Origin of the sequence: Parafannyhessea sp., from assembly GCF_051876455.1 — a bacterium.
Taxonomy (GTDB): Bacteria; Actinomycetota; Coriobacteriia; order Coriobacteriales; family Atopobiaceae; genus Parafannyhessea.
On the sequence record NZ_JBJEHW010000107.1, the window covers coordinates 1 to 14,079 of the forward strand.

Genomic DNA, 14,079 nt, shown 5'->3' on the forward strand with positions numbered 1-14,079 from the left:
ACGCGACCCGCGTGACGGCGCCAGTCCTGGTCATCGGCGGCACCGAGGACCGGATCGTGTCAGCCGGGCTGGTCCGGAAGACGGCGCGCCACTACGGCGTCGAGGCCAGGCTGTACGACGGGCGCGGGCACTGGATCATCGGCGAACCCGGGTGGGAGGACCTCGTCGCCGAGGTGCACGCCTGGCTCGCGGACGTCTAGCCAGCCGCCCTCGCCGCCGCCTCGACCTTCGCGAGCACATCGGACATCGACCCCGAGCGGATGTCGAACGAAGTCTGCAGCTCGCGCTGCGTCATGTGCCCGCCATGGCGGGCGAGGCGCGTGACCACATGATCCTTGCCGCTGCGCCCACCGCGATGGTGGTACAGGTAGCCGCCAAGGCACCCCAGGTCCTGAAGGATGCGGCGCGACGTGGGCCAGTCCTCCGGCCACGTCGCGCCGGTGTTGATCTCTTCCAAGTGGTGACTCCTCTCCTTGCTTAGTGCACTAGCCTACGAGCGTCGCGGGAGATGTCAAGGTACCTTGCAAATATTTACAAGGTACCATGGTAAATTCATAGCTCTCGGACGATTGATGCAAGCGACGCGCTGGTGGCGCCGGGGGAGCGAGGTGTGTCCGTTGTGCGAGAAGTGCGGCCATCCCTTGTGGAGATTCAACAGTCAGGCGAAATAGATGCGTTTCTCACCTGCGACTTTACAAAGTCATGACCAAATGTAAGCCAAACGTAAGCAAGCATCACGAGCGGGTAAGTGCGGCCAAATCGCGCAAAAAGCCACCTTCCAAGGCCATAGCATCCTATCCGACAAGAGCCGAGGCGCAACTCGACAGCTGCGAATAGGCTCACAGCCAATTGGAAGGAAAGATATGTCTAAGAGCATCTCTCGTCGTAACTTCGTGACGCTCGCTGGCGCCTCCGTGGCCGCCTTCGCGGGCCTGGGCCTCGCCGCCTGCGGTGGCAGCTCCAGCTCCTCCGACAGCTCCAGCTCTTCTAGCTCCTCCAGCTCCTCTTCCAGCAAGGACGTCTCCGGCAACATCACCGCCGTCGGCTCCACCGCCCTCCAGCCCCTCGTCGAGGCCGCTGCCGAGCAGTTCATGAACGAGAACTCTGGCGTCCAGATCACCGTCCAGGGCGGTGGCTCCGGCCAGGGCATCACCCAGATCGCCCAGGGCGCCGTCCAGATCGGCGACTCCGACGTCTTCGCCGAGACCAAGCTCGACAACCCCGATGACGCCAAGAAGCTCATCGACAACAAGGTCTGCGTCGTCGGCATGGGCCCCGTCGTCAACAAGAAGGTCGGCGTCGACAACCTCACGATCGACCAGCTCAAGGGCATCTTCACCGGCAAGATCACCAACTGGAAGGACTGCGGCGGCGACGACGCCGACATCGTGGTCATCAACCGCGCCTCCGGCTCCGGCACCCGCGCGACCTTCGAGGACGCCGTCCTCGGCGGCGACAAGGTCCCCGAGGACTTCAAGCCGCAGGAGCAGGACTCCTCGGGCACCGTCCAGAAGATGATCGCCGAGACCCCCAACTCCATCAGCTACCTCGCGTTCTCCTACTTCACCGACGACATCAAGGCCCTCAAGGTCGGCGGCGTCGAGCCCAAGGACGCCAACGTCGAGACCAACGACTGGACCATCTGGGCCTACGAGCACATGTACACCGCCAAGAAGCCGGATGCCGCGACCAAGGCGTTCATCAAGTACATGCTCGGTGACGAGGTCCAGGGCACGCTCGTCAAGAAGACCGGCTACATCTCGATGAAGGGCATGAAGGTCGAGAAGGACTCTTCCGGCAAGGTGACCAAGCTTTAATGACTGCAAAAGGGGAGAAGATCGTGTCTTCAAAGTCCGAGTCCACGGCTGAGGTCGTGGGCGTCTCCCCCAAGCGAGGCATCGAGCGCAGGGGCCAGATCATCACTGGCCTCTGCGTTACGCTTGTCGTCGTCTTGGTGGTGACACTTATCTTTATGGTGTGCTCGCGAGGGCTCGCCACGTTCACCAAGGACGGAATCCCGCTGGGGTCCTTCTTTGGCGGAACCACCTGGAACCCGCACCAGAACGGTGCCGACGGGGTGCCCCTGGTCGGCGCGCTGCCCATGATCGTGGGCTCCTTCTCCGTCACGCTGCTGTCCTGCCTGATTGCGCTCCCGTTCGCACTCGGCGCCTCGATCTTCGTGGTCGAGATCGCTCCCGGCTTCGGCAACAAGATCTTCCGTCCGCTCACCGAGGTCCTCGTCGGCATCCCGTCCGTCGTGTTCGGCCTCGTCGGCCTCGGCATCGTCGTGCCCTGGATGCGCGGCCTCGTCGGCGGAACCGGCTACGGCATCCTTTCCGCGTCCATCGTGCTGGCGTTCATGATCCTCCCGACGATCACGTCGCTCTCCACGGACGCCCTCGCCGCGGTTCCCAACAGCTACCGCGACGGCTCGTACGGCCTCGGGTGCACCCGCTGGCAGACCATCGTCGGCGTGGTGCTGCCCTCCGCGCTGCCCGGCATCCTCACGGCCGTCATCATGGGCATGAGCCGCGCCTTCGGCGAGGCCCTCGCCGTCCAGATGGTCATCGGCAACGCCGCCCAGATGCCGCAGAGCCTCTTCACGCCAGCGTCCACGCTCACGTCGGTCCTGACCATGGGCATGGGCAACGAGGCAATGGGCACGCTCTCCAACGACGTGCTCTGGGCCCTGGCGATGGTCCTTCTCGTCATGTCCCTGATCTTCATCCTGATCGTCCACCTCATCGGCAGGAAGGGGGCCGCAAAGAATGACTAGCGCACAGGCAACCGTCTCCACGGGCGAGAAGAACGCGTCCAACCAGCCCAAGCCAGGCGCCGACTATACGGCCACCGCTCACAAGGCCCGCGTGCAGGACAAGGTCGCCACGGGCATCCTTGCCGTCATCGTAGGCTTCATCATCGTGGCGCTCGTCGCGATCATCGTCTACATCCTGGCCTCTGGAGCCTCGAAGCTCGTGGACGTCCACTTCCTGACGGCCAAGCCCGAGCAGTTCAAGGCGGGTGGCGGCATCGGGCCCGAGCTCTTCAACTCGTTCTACCTGCTCGTGCTCACGCTGCTCATCTCGGTCCCCATCTCGCTCGGTGCGGCCATCTTCCTCACGCAGTACGCCCCGCAGGGTCGAGTCACCAACATCGCCAAGACCGCGATCGAGACGCTGTCGAGCCTTCCCTCCATCGTCGTCGGCCTCTTCGGCATGCTGACCTTCGTCCTCACGCTGCACTGGGGCTTCTCGATCCTATCCGGCGCGCTCGCGCTCACGATGTTCAACATCCCCATCCTCGTCCGCGTCATCCAGCAGGCGCTCGAGGCCGTACCGCGCGACCAGCGCGACGCCGCCCTGGCACTCGGCCTCACCCGCTGGGAGGCCACCATGCACGTGCTCGTGCCCGCGGCCATGCCCGCGATCGTGACGGGCGTCGTCCTCTCCGCAGGACGTGTCTTCGGCGAGGCGGCAGCGCTCATCTACACGGCCGGCCAGTCCGCGCCCGTGCTCAGCTGGTCCGCGCCCATCTGGAGCCTCTCCAACCCGCTGAACGTCTTCCGCCCGGCCGAGACCCTGGCCGTCCACATCTGGAAGATCAACTCCGAGGGCGTCGTGCCCGACCTCTCGGCGGTCTCCGCCGGCACCGCGGCAGTCCTGATGGTCTGCATCCTGGCATTCGACATCATCGCGCGCATCGCCGGACGCGCGCTCGAGAGGAAGCTGACGGCAGAATGACAGACACCACGAAGCTCACCTCGAGCACGGCTCAGAACCCGGTGCTCCACACGCACGACGTGACGGTCGACTACTCGGGCAAGCGTGCCCTCAACGAGACGAGCCTCTCGTTCGAGGCCGGCACCGTCACGGCGCTCATCGGCCCCTCGGGCTGCGGCAAGTCCACGTTCCTGCGCTGCATCAACCTGATGAACCGCGAGATCCCGGGCTGCGTCGTCGGTGGCAAGATCGTCTACCACGACATCAACGTCAACACCAAGGGCATCGACACCCTGTGGCTCCGCAAGCGCATCGGCATGGTGTTCCAGCAGCCCAACCCGTTCCGCAAGTCCATCTACGAGAACATCGCGTTCGCCCTCAAGAGCCACGGCATGACGAACAAGGCCGAGCTGGACCAGAGGGTGGAGGAGAGCCTGCGCGCCGCGGCGCTGTGGGACGAGGTAAAGGACAAGCTGCGCGACTCCGCCTACGCGCTCTCCGGCGGCCAGCAGCAGCGCCTCTGCATCGCCCGCACGCTCGCGCTCAAGCCGGACGTCGTCCTCATGGACGAGCCCTGCTCCGCGCTCGACCCCATCGCGACGTTCGCGATCGAGGAGACCATCTCGAGCATCGCGCGAAACGGCATCTGCGTCGTCATCGTCACGCACAACATGGAGCAGGCTACGCGCGTCTCCAACCGCACCGCGTTCTTCTACCTTGGCCACATGGTCGAGTTCGGCGAGACCGCACAGATCTTCGGCGCGCCGAAGGACCAGCGCCTCAACGACTATCTGAACGGGAGGTTCGGCTAATGGCAGAGAGCATGTCGGTCAAGGACCTCAACCTCTACTACGGCGACCATCACGCACTCAAGGACATCACGCTCGACATGCCCGCGGGCAAGGTCACGGCGTTCATCGGCCCGTCGGGCTGCGGAAAGTCGACGCTCCTGCGCTGCCTCAACCGCATGAACGACCGGATAGAGGGCTGCCGCGTCGAGGGCAAGGTCTACCTGGGCGACACGGACGTCTACGAAAACTACGACGTCTACGAGCTCCGCCGTCGCGTGGGCATGGTCTTCCAGAAGCCCAACCCGTTCCCACTGTCGATCTACGACAACGTGGCGTACGGTCCCAGGCACCACGGCAACCCCAGCAAGGCCGAGCTCGACGAGATCGTCGAGACGACCCTCACGGGCGTGGGCCTCTGGGACGAGGTGAAGGACAAGCTCGACCACTCGGGCCTCTCCCTCTCCGGCGGCCAGGCACAGCGACTCTGCATCGCCCGCGCCCTCGCCGTGAACCCGGGCGTCCTTCTGATGGACGAGCCCACGTCGGCGCTCGACCCCATCTCGACGGGCCTCGTGGAGGAGCTTGCCGTCAAGGTCGCCGAGGAGCACACCGTCATCATCGTCACGCACAACATGCAGCAGGCGACGCGCATCTCGAGCAAGTGCGCCTTCTTCTACCTGGGAGAGCTCGTGGAGGCCGCGCCGACGGCGCAGCTCTTCTCCACGCCCAAGGACAAGCGTACCGAGGACTACCTCACGGGAAGGTTTGGATAATGATCAAGACGAGAAGTGCCTACACCAAGCAGATCAAGCAACTCGACGGACACGTCTCCGTCATCGGCCAGGCGGTCGTGGAGGACATCGAGAACACCGCCAAGGCCATCGGTCAAGGCGACAAGGATGCCGCGCAGGAGACCGTCGACGGTCACGACGCCTTCGAGCGCCTGCACAGGAACGTCGAGGACACCTGCATGACCCTCATGCTCCTGCAGCAACCCATGGCGAGCGACCTTCGCCTCGTCACGGCCTCCTTCCGCGCCATCAGCGACCTCGCGCGCATCGACGAGATGGCGTACGAGACCGCCCTCCTCACGCAGGAGATCGACCTGACCGTCCCCAAGGAGCTCGCCGATTTGCTCGTCTCCATGGCGAAGAAGGCAGCTACAATGGTCAGGCAGGCAGTGGTCTCCTTCGGCAACGGCGACGTTACCGACGCGGAGAAGGTCTTCGAGGAGGACGACAGCCTCGACGCGCTGTACGAGCAGGTTCGCGTGAAGGTCGTCGAGTACCTCAAGAACGGCGAGGAGTCCGCGGCGGCGGCGCCTGAGTTCCTTTCCGTCGCGAAGTACTTCGAACGCATGGGCGACCACGCACAGAGCGTCGCGGATTGGTCCATCTTCCGTGCAACCGGTTCTTACCGCGGTCGTACCATGGGGGAGAATGACTGACGTGGTCTACTACGTCGAGGATGACACGAACATTCGCGAGCTCACGATCTATGCCCTCCGTCAGGCGGGCATAGAGTCCGAGGGCTTCTCGGACGACGCCGAGTTTCGCGTCGCCTGCGCAAAGCGCACCCCCGACGCAGTGCTTCTGGACATCATGCTCCCCGACACTGACGGACTCCAGATTCTCAAGCGTATCAGGCGCACGCCTGGGCTGGAGAACGTTCCGGTCATGATGCTCACCGCAAAGGACACGGAGCTCGACACGGTCCGCGCGCTCGACAACGGCGCGGACGACTACCTCGCCAAGCCCTTCGGCATGATGGAGATGGTGAGCCGCGTGCGCGCGCTCCTGCGCCGCGCGGGACGCACGTCCACGGGCGAGAAGAACGAGGTCCTCTCGCTGGGACCGCTCACGCTCTGGCCGAAGCGCCGCGAGGTGACGCTCGAGGGAGTGGAGCTCTCCCTCACGCAGCGCGAGTTCGACCTGCTCGAGTTCCTCATGAGGTCCCCGGGCGAGGTCTTCAGCCGGGAGGAGCTGCTCCAGCGCGTCTGGGGCTGGGACTTCGACGGCGGCTCTCGCACGGTCGACGTGCACGTCCAGCAGCTACGCGCAAAGCTGGGCAAGCACTCGGACCTCATCGAGACGGTCCGCGGCGTCGGCTACAGGGCCAGGGGCTAGCAGTACGATACGGGTCGCGCGCCTCACCGGGTGCGCGACCCCTCTTTTAGCCAGGAATGTAAGGACTCAACATGGCGGTTCCCATTACAGAAGAAAAGGCCATCGCGGGGCAGGGGTCCGGGGAGAGTCGCCGCGCCTCCCTCGCACGGCGGATCTTCGCGGCAATGGCGGCCATCGCCGTCGCGTCGTGCGTGCTCGTCTCCGTCGCCTCCGCCTTCGTGTACCAGAAGTCCGTCGTCGAGGACGCACAGGCCGGCCTGCGTCGCGAGTGCGAGCTCGTCACCTCCACGCTCAACGCGACCAATGGCGACAACGACAGCGAGGTGCAGGCGCTTCTGGACCTCGACTTCAGTGACGTGCGCGTCACCCTCGTGTCGAAAACCGGCAAGGTTCTCTACGACAGCCTCGTCGAGGCCTCGACGCTGCCCAACCACAAGTCGCGCCCCGAGATAGCGCAGGCCCTGAAGAGCGGCACGGGCGAGTCCGAGCGCGACAGCAGCACCGTGGGCTACCTCAGCGTCTACCATGCCGAGCGACTCAAGTCCGGGGACGTGATAAGGCTGTCGGAGGATCGTGACGGCATCCTCAGGGTCATCGGCAACGAGCTCTGGCCCATGATCGGCATCGTCGTTATCGTCGTGGCCGCGGCGTGGATCGCCTCGAGGAGGTTCTCGGCCCTGCTCGTGAAGCCGATCCTCGCGATCGACACGTCCTCTGGCAATGCTGCATCGCCCTACCAGGAGCTGGACCCGCTCGTGTCGCATCTCAACGAGCAGCAGGCAGAGCTGCAGAAGCGCATGAACGACATAGTGGATGCGGACGCCATGAGGCAGGAGTTCACCGCGAACGTCACGCATGAGCTCAAGACCCCCATAGCGGCAATCTCTGGCGCGTCCGAGCTGCTGCGCGACGGTCTGGTCCGTCCCGAGGACGTGCAGGAGTTCGCGAGCAGAATCTACGGGGACGCCCAGCGCCTGTCGAGCCTCGTCTCCGACATCCTCACGCTCTCGAAGCTCGACGAGTCCGAGCGCGTTGGCGACCAGGCGCTCTTTGGCGAGCCCTCGCAGGTCGACCTGTACACCGTGGCGCAGGACGTGGCGGACCGCCTGGAGGAGAAGGCCGCCAAGGCCAACGTCTCGCTCAGGGTGCAGGGAGCGTCGGTCACCATCAGCGGCTACCCGCGCCTCCTGGACGAGATGATCCGCAACCTCTGCGACAACGCCATCAGGTACAACCGCACGGGAGGCTCCGTCCACGTGTTCGTGCTGCCCGTGAACGGGCATCCCACGATTCGCGTGAGCGACACGGGCGTCGGCATCTCCCCGCAGGACCAGGCCAAGGTCTTCGAGCGCTTCTACCGCGTGGACAAGAGCAGGTCGCGCGAGACCGGTGGCACGGGCCTGGGCCTCGCCATCGTCAAGCACGCGGCGGCGCTCCACAAGGCGACCATCGACCTCGACAGTGAGCTCGGCCGCGGCACGACCATAACGGTGACGTTCCCCGCGGAGTCCAAGTAACCGTCCCGCGAACAGATCGGCCGAATCTGTCGTTTTTCTCCCAGGCAAACCCGAGGCGATGCGCTAAGAGCGTGGAGCCGCGCATACGGATGCTATCCTGTCTAGAGCGTAAGTAAATTGCGAGGATCGGGAGCGCATGCGCAGGGACATCGTATCCATACGCGACGTTATCGCGGCAAACGAGATGCTGAGGCAGCGGGGGAGCGTCCTGCGCGTCCACATGCACGACGCGTGCGGCGGCCAGTCCTTCTCGCTGCGTGGCGACGCGGGCGAGAAGGGCACGGATGCCGAGAGGCAGGCCGTGCTCGGGTTCATGCGCTCCCTCGGCCACGCCATGGAGTTTGCCGAGGACGGCGTGAACTTCTGGGTGGTTCGCGCATGAGCGCCGGAGGCGACGTGACGGGCGAGAAGGGCGGCCTCGTACAGAAAGTCAAGGGCATGCTGAGCGAGCGCTTCACGAAGTTCGTGGGCTCGTCGCTCATAAGCACGCTCGTGGACCAGGTCATGGCCTTCCTGCTCTTTGGGTGGCTGCGACCCGTCTTCGTGAACTCGGACTTCCTGCGCATCTTCTCCGCGACGCTCATCGCACGCGTGTGCTCCGTCACCGTGAACTACATCATCAACATGAAGCGCGTCTTCACGGATGACCGCGCCGACCACGCCAAGATCGAGGAGGCGCACGAGGCCCAGCTCAAGACTGCGCCAGAGGTCGAGGACATCGACATCGACGAGGACGACGAGGCGGGCATCGACTTCGACGACATCGTCGAGGGCCCGGACGACGAGGTGCGCCTGGGGCAGGTCGAGGTGCGCCCGATGCGCGAGAGCCTCCCGAGGTTCATCGCGCTTGCCGCCTTCGTGCTCTTCCTCTCGAGCGTGGGCGTCTACATCGGTCACACGATCCTGGGCTACAACGAGAGCCTCTCAAAGATCGTCTGCGACTTTCTGCTGTTCTTCGTGAACTACTACTTCCAGCGCACCTGGGTCTTCGCGCGCCGCAAGCGCCACGCCCACAGGATCCGCATCCGCAGGCACCGCCGCCGCGCGGACAAGTAGGCCCATACACGAGCAGAAACAAGATCGGCCGGGAACCCCTTGCGGATTCCCGGCCGATCTGCGCCGTCGTCCTGCGGACTGCCTACTGGGCCCGGCTGACGGTCTCGAGCGCGACGCGTGCGATCTCCTGCGGGGCCTCCTTGGGGAGGACGTGCCCAGCGCCAGGCACGATAACGAGCCTGGAGCCGGGTATCGAGTCGTGGATGAGGTCCGTCTCCTCGCGCTTGATCTCGTCGAACTCGCCCGCCATGACCGTTGTGGGGCAGGCTATCGCGGCGAGGCTCGCGGGGTCGATGTGCGGGTGGACGACCATCATGTGCAGGAGCTCCGCGGTGGTGCGCGCCTCCTGCGGCGCGGGCCTCACGAGGCTGGGGTCGACGTCCCTGCGAGAGCCGTCGCCCCTCTCCCAGAAGTCCGCCCACGCAACGAGGCCCCGTGCGGCCTCCTCCATCTGGAAGGAGTCGTCCACGCCGTCAGGCGAGAGGTTAGCGCCGATGGAGAGGAGCGAGAGCGCCAGCTCGGGGCGGTCACGCGCGATGAGGAGCGCCTCGATCGCGCCGTCCGAGAACCCCAGCAGGTGGGCGCGGCCAAAGCCGAGCGCCGCGAGCGCCGTGACGGCGTCCCGCGCCATGAGCTCGTAGGTGAGCTCGGCCGTGCCGCGGGTCGAGTGTCCCTGCGCGCGGGAGTCGAGCGCCACCACGGGCCGCCCGGACGCGCAGACGGCATCGATGACCTGGCCAAAGATGCCGTGCTCCTCTCCGTTGCCATGCAGCATGAGCACGGGCTCCGGCATTGCGTGCGCGGCGTCGGCCAGGGAGCGGTCCGCCGCTCCGGCAAACTCCTCGGGTACGTACGCGAAGCTCGCGATGAGGGCCCCGTCCGGCATGGGGATGCGTCGCGCCACGCTCAGGTGCGCCGTGGGCAGCTGGTACGGGCTGGGAAAGTGAAGCTGTGGTCTTGGCGTCATGATGCGAGCCTACTTCTTGCGTTTCTGCTGGCTGGGGTGCTTCTCGAAGAAGTCGAAGCGCGGCGGCAGGGCCACGATCGCGTGCTCCCCGGGCTTCTCGCCCAGCTTCTGCGCGAGCTCGCCCGGCGTCGCGAAGGCGTTGTCCCAGCCGAAGAAGAGGTCGCGCGCGAAGCCCATGTGGTCGCAGATCTTCTCGCAGCCGGTCGGCACGGCGGGGTGCATGAGCAGCGTCACGCAGCGCAGCTCGGCAAAGGCGTCGGCCAGGGCCTGCTCGTAGGCGGCGTCGTCGCCGTTTGCGGCCTTGGAGGCGTCGCCCCAGCGCTTGTTGGCGGCGCGGCAGAACTCCTCCGCCACCGCGAGGGCGCCGTGGGCGTCGAAGCCGTGGGCGCACCTCTCGAACTCGAGCGTCGCCTTGACGCATCCGTCGACCACGTCGGCGTGCGGCTCGACGGAAGGCAGGTGCGAGTCGCATACGTTCGCCGCGCCATAGAAGCAGCTGCGCGCCAGCCGGTTGAAGATGTTGGTGAGGAAGGCGCTCTCCTTGAGGGCGGGGTCGACCACGCGCGGGTCGTCCTTTACCAGGACCTCCTCGCCGGTCTTCTTGTCCTTGTGGCTTACGGACGTGTCGAACGGCTTGGGCGAGAAGGACACGGCCTTCTGGTCGAGGCCCAGGCTCAGCCAGTGGGCGCGCAGCTGCTCGGGGGTGTAGTAGTCCAGGAGCTCCGCGGCCATGGGCGGCTTGATGGCGCCCGAGCTGGAGGCCTTCTTGTTCATGAAGAGGATGTGGTAGTTGGCGACGGGGATGTCCTGCGTGAGGCCCCAGTCGAGGGCCTCCCACATCGCGGGCTGCACCACGCAGTAGAAGTAGATGTTGTCCTGCCCGATGAACTGGTACACCTTGGCGTCCTTGGAGCACCACCAGTCGCGCCAGTCGTCGGTGGAGTAGCGGCCGCCGCCCGCCTTCGCGTCCGCGTCGAGCACGGTCTGCGTGAAGCTGATGGGCGCCCACAGGCTCTCGGGCCAGCACCAGACCGTGAGGTCGTGCGTGCCGTCAAGGTCGGGCGCGGGAACGCCCCACTCGATGTTGCCGGTGATGCGGAAGGGCAGGAGCGTCTTGCCCGTGCGGAAGCGCACACCGCCCGCCTCGAGCACCTCGCGGGCCTCGTCGCGGTCCTCCCAGTTGTCGAAGGACACCGAGAACGACGTCTGGCCCTTCTCGGCCTCGCGGAGCTCGTGCTTGGGGAGCCTGTCCTCCACGGCGTCGAAGGCCTCGCGGAACTTGCCCTGGATGTAGATGACGGGCTCCGCCAGGGACTCGCGCACGGTCTTGGTGACGATGGCGCGCACCTGCGGGTCCGCGTCCCACTCGTCCATGAGGTCCTCGAGCACCTGGTGGAAGCGCGGCAGGTCGAAGTACCAGTTGTCCACGGGGCGCAGCTCGGGCGTGGTGCCCGTGAGCTGGCTCACGGGGTTGATGAGCTCCTCGGGGTCGAACTGGTGACCGAGGTCGCACTCGTCCGCGTAGGCCTTCTCGCTCTTGCAGCCGCGCACGGGGCAGCGGCCCTGCACCTGGCGGCCGTTGAGGAAGGTCTGGGCCTTGACGTCGTAGAACTGGCGCGTGGTGCGCTTGACGAGCACCCCCTGCTCGTGCAGGCGGCGGATCAGCCTGTCGCTGAGGGCCGCGTGGAAGGGCTTGGCCGGCTCGAGGCCCGAGCCCGCGAAGATGTCGAGCGAGATCTGGTACGCGTCGAGCGCCTGCTTCTGGAGCTCGTGGTTGTGGCGCACGTAGTCCTCGATCGTGCCCTGGTAGCCCTCGCCCTCGACCTTCTTGCGGTAGCCCTCCATGATGGGGGAGCCGTAGCAGTCCGTGCCGCTCACGAAGACCACGTTCTGGGCGCCGATGCGGTCGCGCAGGAACCTCGCGAAGAAGTCCGCCGGCACGAAGACGCCGCCGATGTGGCCAAAGTGCAGGTTCTTGTTGCCATAGGGCATGCCGCCCGTGATGATGGCACGCTTGGGGAAGGTTGGGCGCGCGGCCTCGGTCGCGCCGTCAAGCTCAAAAGACATGTGCAAATCCTCTGTCCTCTTGTGTGCGCCGCCCTGGGGCGGCCAGTACTCCGTCTGATTATGGCATAACGCCCACCAAACGCGGGACGGCTATCCTTATGAGTCGAACGCGACGTGCGTCCCATGGGGATGCCCGCGGGACGCCATGCATGGGTATATAGAGCGAGAAGGGCGTTTGGGGCGAGAGGGGCGTGCATGCCATGAAGTACGGCGTCTTTACGGCGCAGCCGCTGCTGCTCAAGTCGGGAGGGTTCGCGCTCTTCGGGCCTGCCCACCTTGCGTGGCTCGTGGCCTGCGCCTGCGTCGTGAGGCTCGTGACGTGGGCGCACGGACGCTGGGGGCTCCGTGCGCTCAGGGTCGCGTCCGTGGCCGCGGTCTGCCTGCTCGTGTCCGACGACGCGCTCATGGTCGCCTCGCACACCTTCACGCCGGCGTGGTGGCCGCTCCACTTCTGCAACGCGGCCGAGTACCTCTGCGTCGCCTACGCCGTCCATCCCAGCCACGTGGTGCGGGAGCTCCTGCTCACGCTGGGGCTCTGCGGCGGCCTGTGCGCGATGCTCTTTCCCGGGTGGCTCGCGTGCCCGCCGTACACCTGGCCCGTGGTCTGCGGCTTCATGGAGCACTCGCTGATCTTCTCGACCTCGCTCTGCGCGGTGCGCGAGGGGAGGGCGTCCATCCGCATGCGCGACGTGCTCGTGAGCTACGCCTTCGTGGCGGCCTACGTCGTCTTCTTCAGGTGGTTCAACGCGGCCATGGGGACCAACTTCGGCTTCGTGAGCGGTCCCGCGTACGGCACGCCCATCGAGGACTGGTACGACGCGCTGGGCGACCCGCTCTACCTCGTGCCGTACGCGGCACTCTTCGTGGTGGGCGCGCTGCTCCTACACGTGCTGGCCTGCTACGGGCCGGGCGGCGGCCGCAATAGGGGGCGCGGCGCATGCGCGTGATGTCCAAGGTGGACGTGCTGGGGGACGCCGACTTCCAGCGGCGGATGCTGCGCCTGTCCTGGTGGATCCTGGGGGTGGGGCTCGCCCTCGGCCTCGTGGCGTGGGTCCTCTCGCTCGCGGGCGTGGCGCCCCTGGTGGAGAAGGGCATCGGCCTTGGCTGGCTCCTCGTGCTGTTCCTCGCGTCCGTGGTGGCGCTTCCGGTGCACGAGCTCGTGCACGCGGCGGCGTTTGTGCTCCTGGGCGGCCGCGGGGTGCACGTGAGCTTTGGCTTCAAGGACTACATGCTCTACACCAGCGCCAACGGGGCCACGCTTTCCCGGCGGCGCTTCGAGGCCGTGCTGCTTGCCCCGACGGTCGTCCTGACGCTTGCCTTTGCGGCGGCGGGCGCCGCCTTTGGGGTGCCGCTCCTCGCGTGGGCGTGCGCCGTCTTCCACCTTGCGGGCTGCACGGGCGACCTCTGCATGGCGGCGGCGATCTGGCGCGAGCCGACATGTGCCTTTGTGCGCGACGCGCCCTATGGGGCGGATCTGCTGGGTAGGTAGTTGGCGTCCGCCGTTTCTGGTACCCTCGTGGCAGCGCGAACCGGCGCGCAACGCGGCGGCGCCACGGCAGGCGGGAGGACCAATGCTCAAGTGCAACTACCACACCCACACCGTGCTCTGCGACGGCTCGGACACGCCCGAGGACGTGGTCCTCGAGGCGATCGCCAAGGGCTTCTCGCACCTTGGGTTCTCGGGTCACATGGACCCGGACATCCACATGGACTGGCCCGCGTACGTGGCTGAGGTAACGCGCCTGAGGGAGAAGTACGCCGACCGGCTCGACATCCTCATGGGGGTGGAGCTGGACAATGTGTATGACCCCTCGTGCTGTCCCGGGGCGGAGTACG

General features: G+C 66.2%; 17 protein-coding genes. 14 read left to right on the forward strand and 3 right to left on the reverse strand.

Features of this window, described 5'->3' with window-relative positions:
* Positions 1-200 (forward strand): alpha/beta hydrolase (locus ACI38Z_RS04910; protein WP_439789073.1); only part of this gene is annotated, 200 nt, incomplete at its 5' end.
* Here ACI38Z_RS04910 and ACI38Z_RS04915 read toward each other — a convergent pair.
* Positions 197-457 (reverse strand): hypothetical protein, encoded by a 261-nt coding sequence (locus ACI38Z_RS04915; protein ID WP_439789074.1) that lies wholly within the window; start codon positions 455-457, stop codon positions 197-199. The genes ACI38Z_RS04910 and ACI38Z_RS04915 overlap by 4 nt on opposite strands.
* A 406-nt stretch (positions 458-863) precedes the next feature.
* On the opposite strand from ACI38Z_RS04915, the gene ACI38Z_RS04920 reads away from it, so the two are divergent.
* From ACI38Z_RS04920 to ACI38Z_RS04965, 10 genes are all read left to right on the forward strand, one after another.
* Entirely contained in the window at positions 864-1,817 is a 954-nt protein-coding gene (locus tag ACI38Z_RS04920; protein ID WP_439789075.1) for a phosphate ABC transporter substrate-binding protein PstS family protein, read from the forward strand.
* 23 nt (positions 1,818-1,840) lie between these two features.
* Positions 1,841-2,776, forward strand: a complete 936-nt coding sequence (pstC, locus tag ACI38Z_RS04925) for a phosphate ABC transporter permease subunit PstC (RefSeq protein ID WP_439789076.1) — start codon at positions 1,841-1,843, stop codon at positions 2,774-2,776.
* Complete coding sequence (gene pstA, locus ACI38Z_RS04930) at positions 2,769-3,740, forward strand: phosphate ABC transporter permease PstA (protein ID WP_439789077.1); 972 nt, start codon at positions 2,769-2,771, stop codon at positions 3,738-3,740. The genes pstC and pstA overlap by 8 nt, the downstream gene beginning before the upstream one ends.
* On the forward strand, positions 3,737-4,531 hold the full coding sequence (gene pstB / locus ACI38Z_RS04935) for a phosphate ABC transporter ATP-binding protein PstB (protein ID WP_439789078.1): 795 nt from the start codon (positions 3,737-3,739) through the stop codon (positions 4,529-4,531). The genes pstA and pstB (ACI38Z_RS04935) overlap by 4 nt, the downstream gene beginning before the upstream one ends.
* A complete protein-coding gene (gene pstB / locus ACI38Z_RS04940; protein WP_439789079.1) occupies positions 4,531-5,283 on the forward strand; it encodes a phosphate ABC transporter ATP-binding protein PstB in 753 nt (250 codons plus the stop codon). Before pstB (ACI38Z_RS04935) ends, pstB (ACI38Z_RS04940) begins: the two co-directional genes overlap by 1 nt.
* A complete protein-coding gene (gene phoU / locus ACI38Z_RS04945) occupies positions 5,283-5,957 on the forward strand; it encodes a phosphate signaling complex protein PhoU (protein WP_439789080.1) in 675 nt (224 codons plus the stop codon). The genes pstB (ACI38Z_RS04940) and phoU overlap by 1 nt, the downstream gene beginning before the upstream one ends.
* Positions 5,950-6,636, forward strand: a complete 687-nt coding sequence (locus tag ACI38Z_RS04950) for a response regulator transcription factor (protein WP_439789081.1) — start codon at positions 5,950-5,952, stop codon at positions 6,634-6,636. Before phoU ends, ACI38Z_RS04950 begins: the two co-directional genes overlap by 8 nt.
* Positions 6,637-6,707: 71 nt before the next feature.
* Positions 6,708-8,153, forward strand: a complete 1,446-nt coding sequence (locus ACI38Z_RS04955; RefSeq protein ID WP_439789082.1) for an ATP-binding protein — start codon at positions 6,708-6,710, stop codon at positions 8,151-8,153.
* A 136-nt stretch (positions 8,154-8,289) separates the two neighbouring features.
* Complete coding sequence (locus tag ACI38Z_RS04960; protein WP_439789083.1) at positions 8,290-8,535, forward strand: RDAC family protein; 246 nt, start codon at positions 8,290-8,292, stop codon at positions 8,533-8,535.
* A complete protein-coding gene (locus ACI38Z_RS04965; protein ID WP_439789084.1) occupies positions 8,532-9,209 on the forward strand; it encodes a GtrA family protein in 678 nt (225 codons plus the stop codon). The genes ACI38Z_RS04960 and ACI38Z_RS04965 overlap by 4 nt, the downstream gene beginning before the upstream one ends.
* An 82-nt stretch (positions 9,210-9,291) precedes the next feature.
* Here ACI38Z_RS04965 and ACI38Z_RS04970 read toward each other — a convergent pair whose 3' ends face one another.
* Positions 9,292-10,176 carry an alpha/beta fold hydrolase gene (locus tag ACI38Z_RS04970; RefSeq protein WP_439789085.1) on the reverse strand — a complete coding sequence of 295 codons (885 nt, stop codon included), beginning with the start codon at positions 10,174-10,176 and terminating at the stop codon, positions 9,292-9,294.
* Between the two features lie 9 nt (positions 10,177-10,185).
* Positions 10,186-12,243 carry a class I tRNA ligase family protein gene (locus tag ACI38Z_RS04975; protein ID WP_439789086.1) on the reverse strand — a complete coding sequence of 686 codons (2,058 nt, stop codon included), beginning with the start codon at positions 12,241-12,243 and terminating at the stop codon, positions 10,186-10,188.
* Positions 12,244-12,443: 200 nt separating this feature from the next.
* Here ACI38Z_RS04975 and ACI38Z_RS04980 point away from each other — a divergent pair, with 200 nt between their 5' ends.
* From ACI38Z_RS04980 to ACI38Z_RS04990, 3 genes are all read left to right on the forward strand, one after another.
* Complete coding sequence (locus ACI38Z_RS04980) at positions 12,444-13,190, forward strand: TMEM164 family acyltransferase (protein WP_439789087.1); 747 nt, start codon at positions 12,444-12,446, stop codon at positions 13,188-13,190.
* Positions 13,181-13,732, forward strand: a complete 552-nt coding sequence (locus ACI38Z_RS04985; protein ID WP_439789088.1) for a DUF3267 domain-containing protein — start codon at positions 13,181-13,183, stop codon at positions 13,730-13,732. Before ACI38Z_RS04980 ends, ACI38Z_RS04985 begins: the two co-directional genes overlap by 10 nt.
* 82 nt (positions 13,733-13,814) lie before the next feature.
* A partial coding sequence (locus ACI38Z_RS04990) for a PHP domain-containing protein (RefSeq protein ID WP_439789089.1) occupies positions 13,815-14,079 on the forward strand: 265 nt, incomplete at its 3' end.

Bases quoted from the DNA above. Each gene is read 5' to 3' on its own strand.
- pstB (WP_439789079.1), top strand. From the start codon at position 4,531: ATGGCAGAGAGCATGTCGGTCAAGGACCTCAACCTCTACTACGGCGAC.
- ACI38Z_RS04965 (WP_439789084.1), top strand. From the start codon at position 8,532: ATGAGCGCCGGAGGCGACGTGACGGGCGAGAAGGGCGGCCTCGTACAG.
- ACI38Z_RS04955 (WP_439789082.1), top strand. From the start codon at position 6,708: ATGGCGGTTCCCATTACAGAAGAAAAGGCCATCGCGGGGCAGGGGTCC.
- ACI38Z_RS04960 (WP_439789083.1), top strand. From the start codon at position 8,290: ATGCGCAGGGACATCGTATCCATACGCGACGTTATCGCGGCAAACGAG.
- ACI38Z_RS04975 (WP_439789086.1), bottom strand. From the start codon at position 12,243: ATGTCTTTTGAGCTTGACGGCGCGACCGAGGCCGCGCGCCCAACCTTC.
- ACI38Z_RS04970 (WP_439789085.1), bottom strand. From the start codon at position 10,176: ATGACGCCAAGACCACAGCTTCACTTTCCCAGCCCGTACCAGCTGCCC.
- pstA (WP_439789077.1), top strand. From the start codon at position 2,769: ATGACTAGCGCACAGGCAACCGTCTCCACGGGCGAGAAGAACGCGTCC.
- ACI38Z_RS04980 (WP_439789087.1), top strand. From the start codon at position 12,444: ATGAAGTACGGCGTCTTTACGGCGCAGCCGCTGCTGCTCAAGTCGGGA.
- pstB (WP_439789078.1), top strand. From the start codon at position 3,737: ATGACAGACACCACGAAGCTCACCTCGAGCACGGCTCAGAACCCGGTG.
- ACI38Z_RS04985 (WP_439789088.1), top strand. From the start codon at position 13,181: ATGCGCGTGATGTCCAAGGTGGACGTGCTGGGGGACGCCGACTTCCAG.
- phoU (WP_439789080.1), top strand. From the start codon at position 5,283: ATGATCAAGACGAGAAGTGCCTACACCAAGCAGATCAAGCAACTCGAC.
- ACI38Z_RS04950 (WP_439789081.1), top strand. From the start codon at position 5,950: ATGACTGACGTGGTCTACTACGTCGAGGATGACACGAACATTCGCGAG.
- ACI38Z_RS04920 (WP_439789075.1), top strand. From the start codon at position 864: ATGTCTAAGAGCATCTCTCGTCGTAACTTCGTGACGCTCGCTGGCGCC.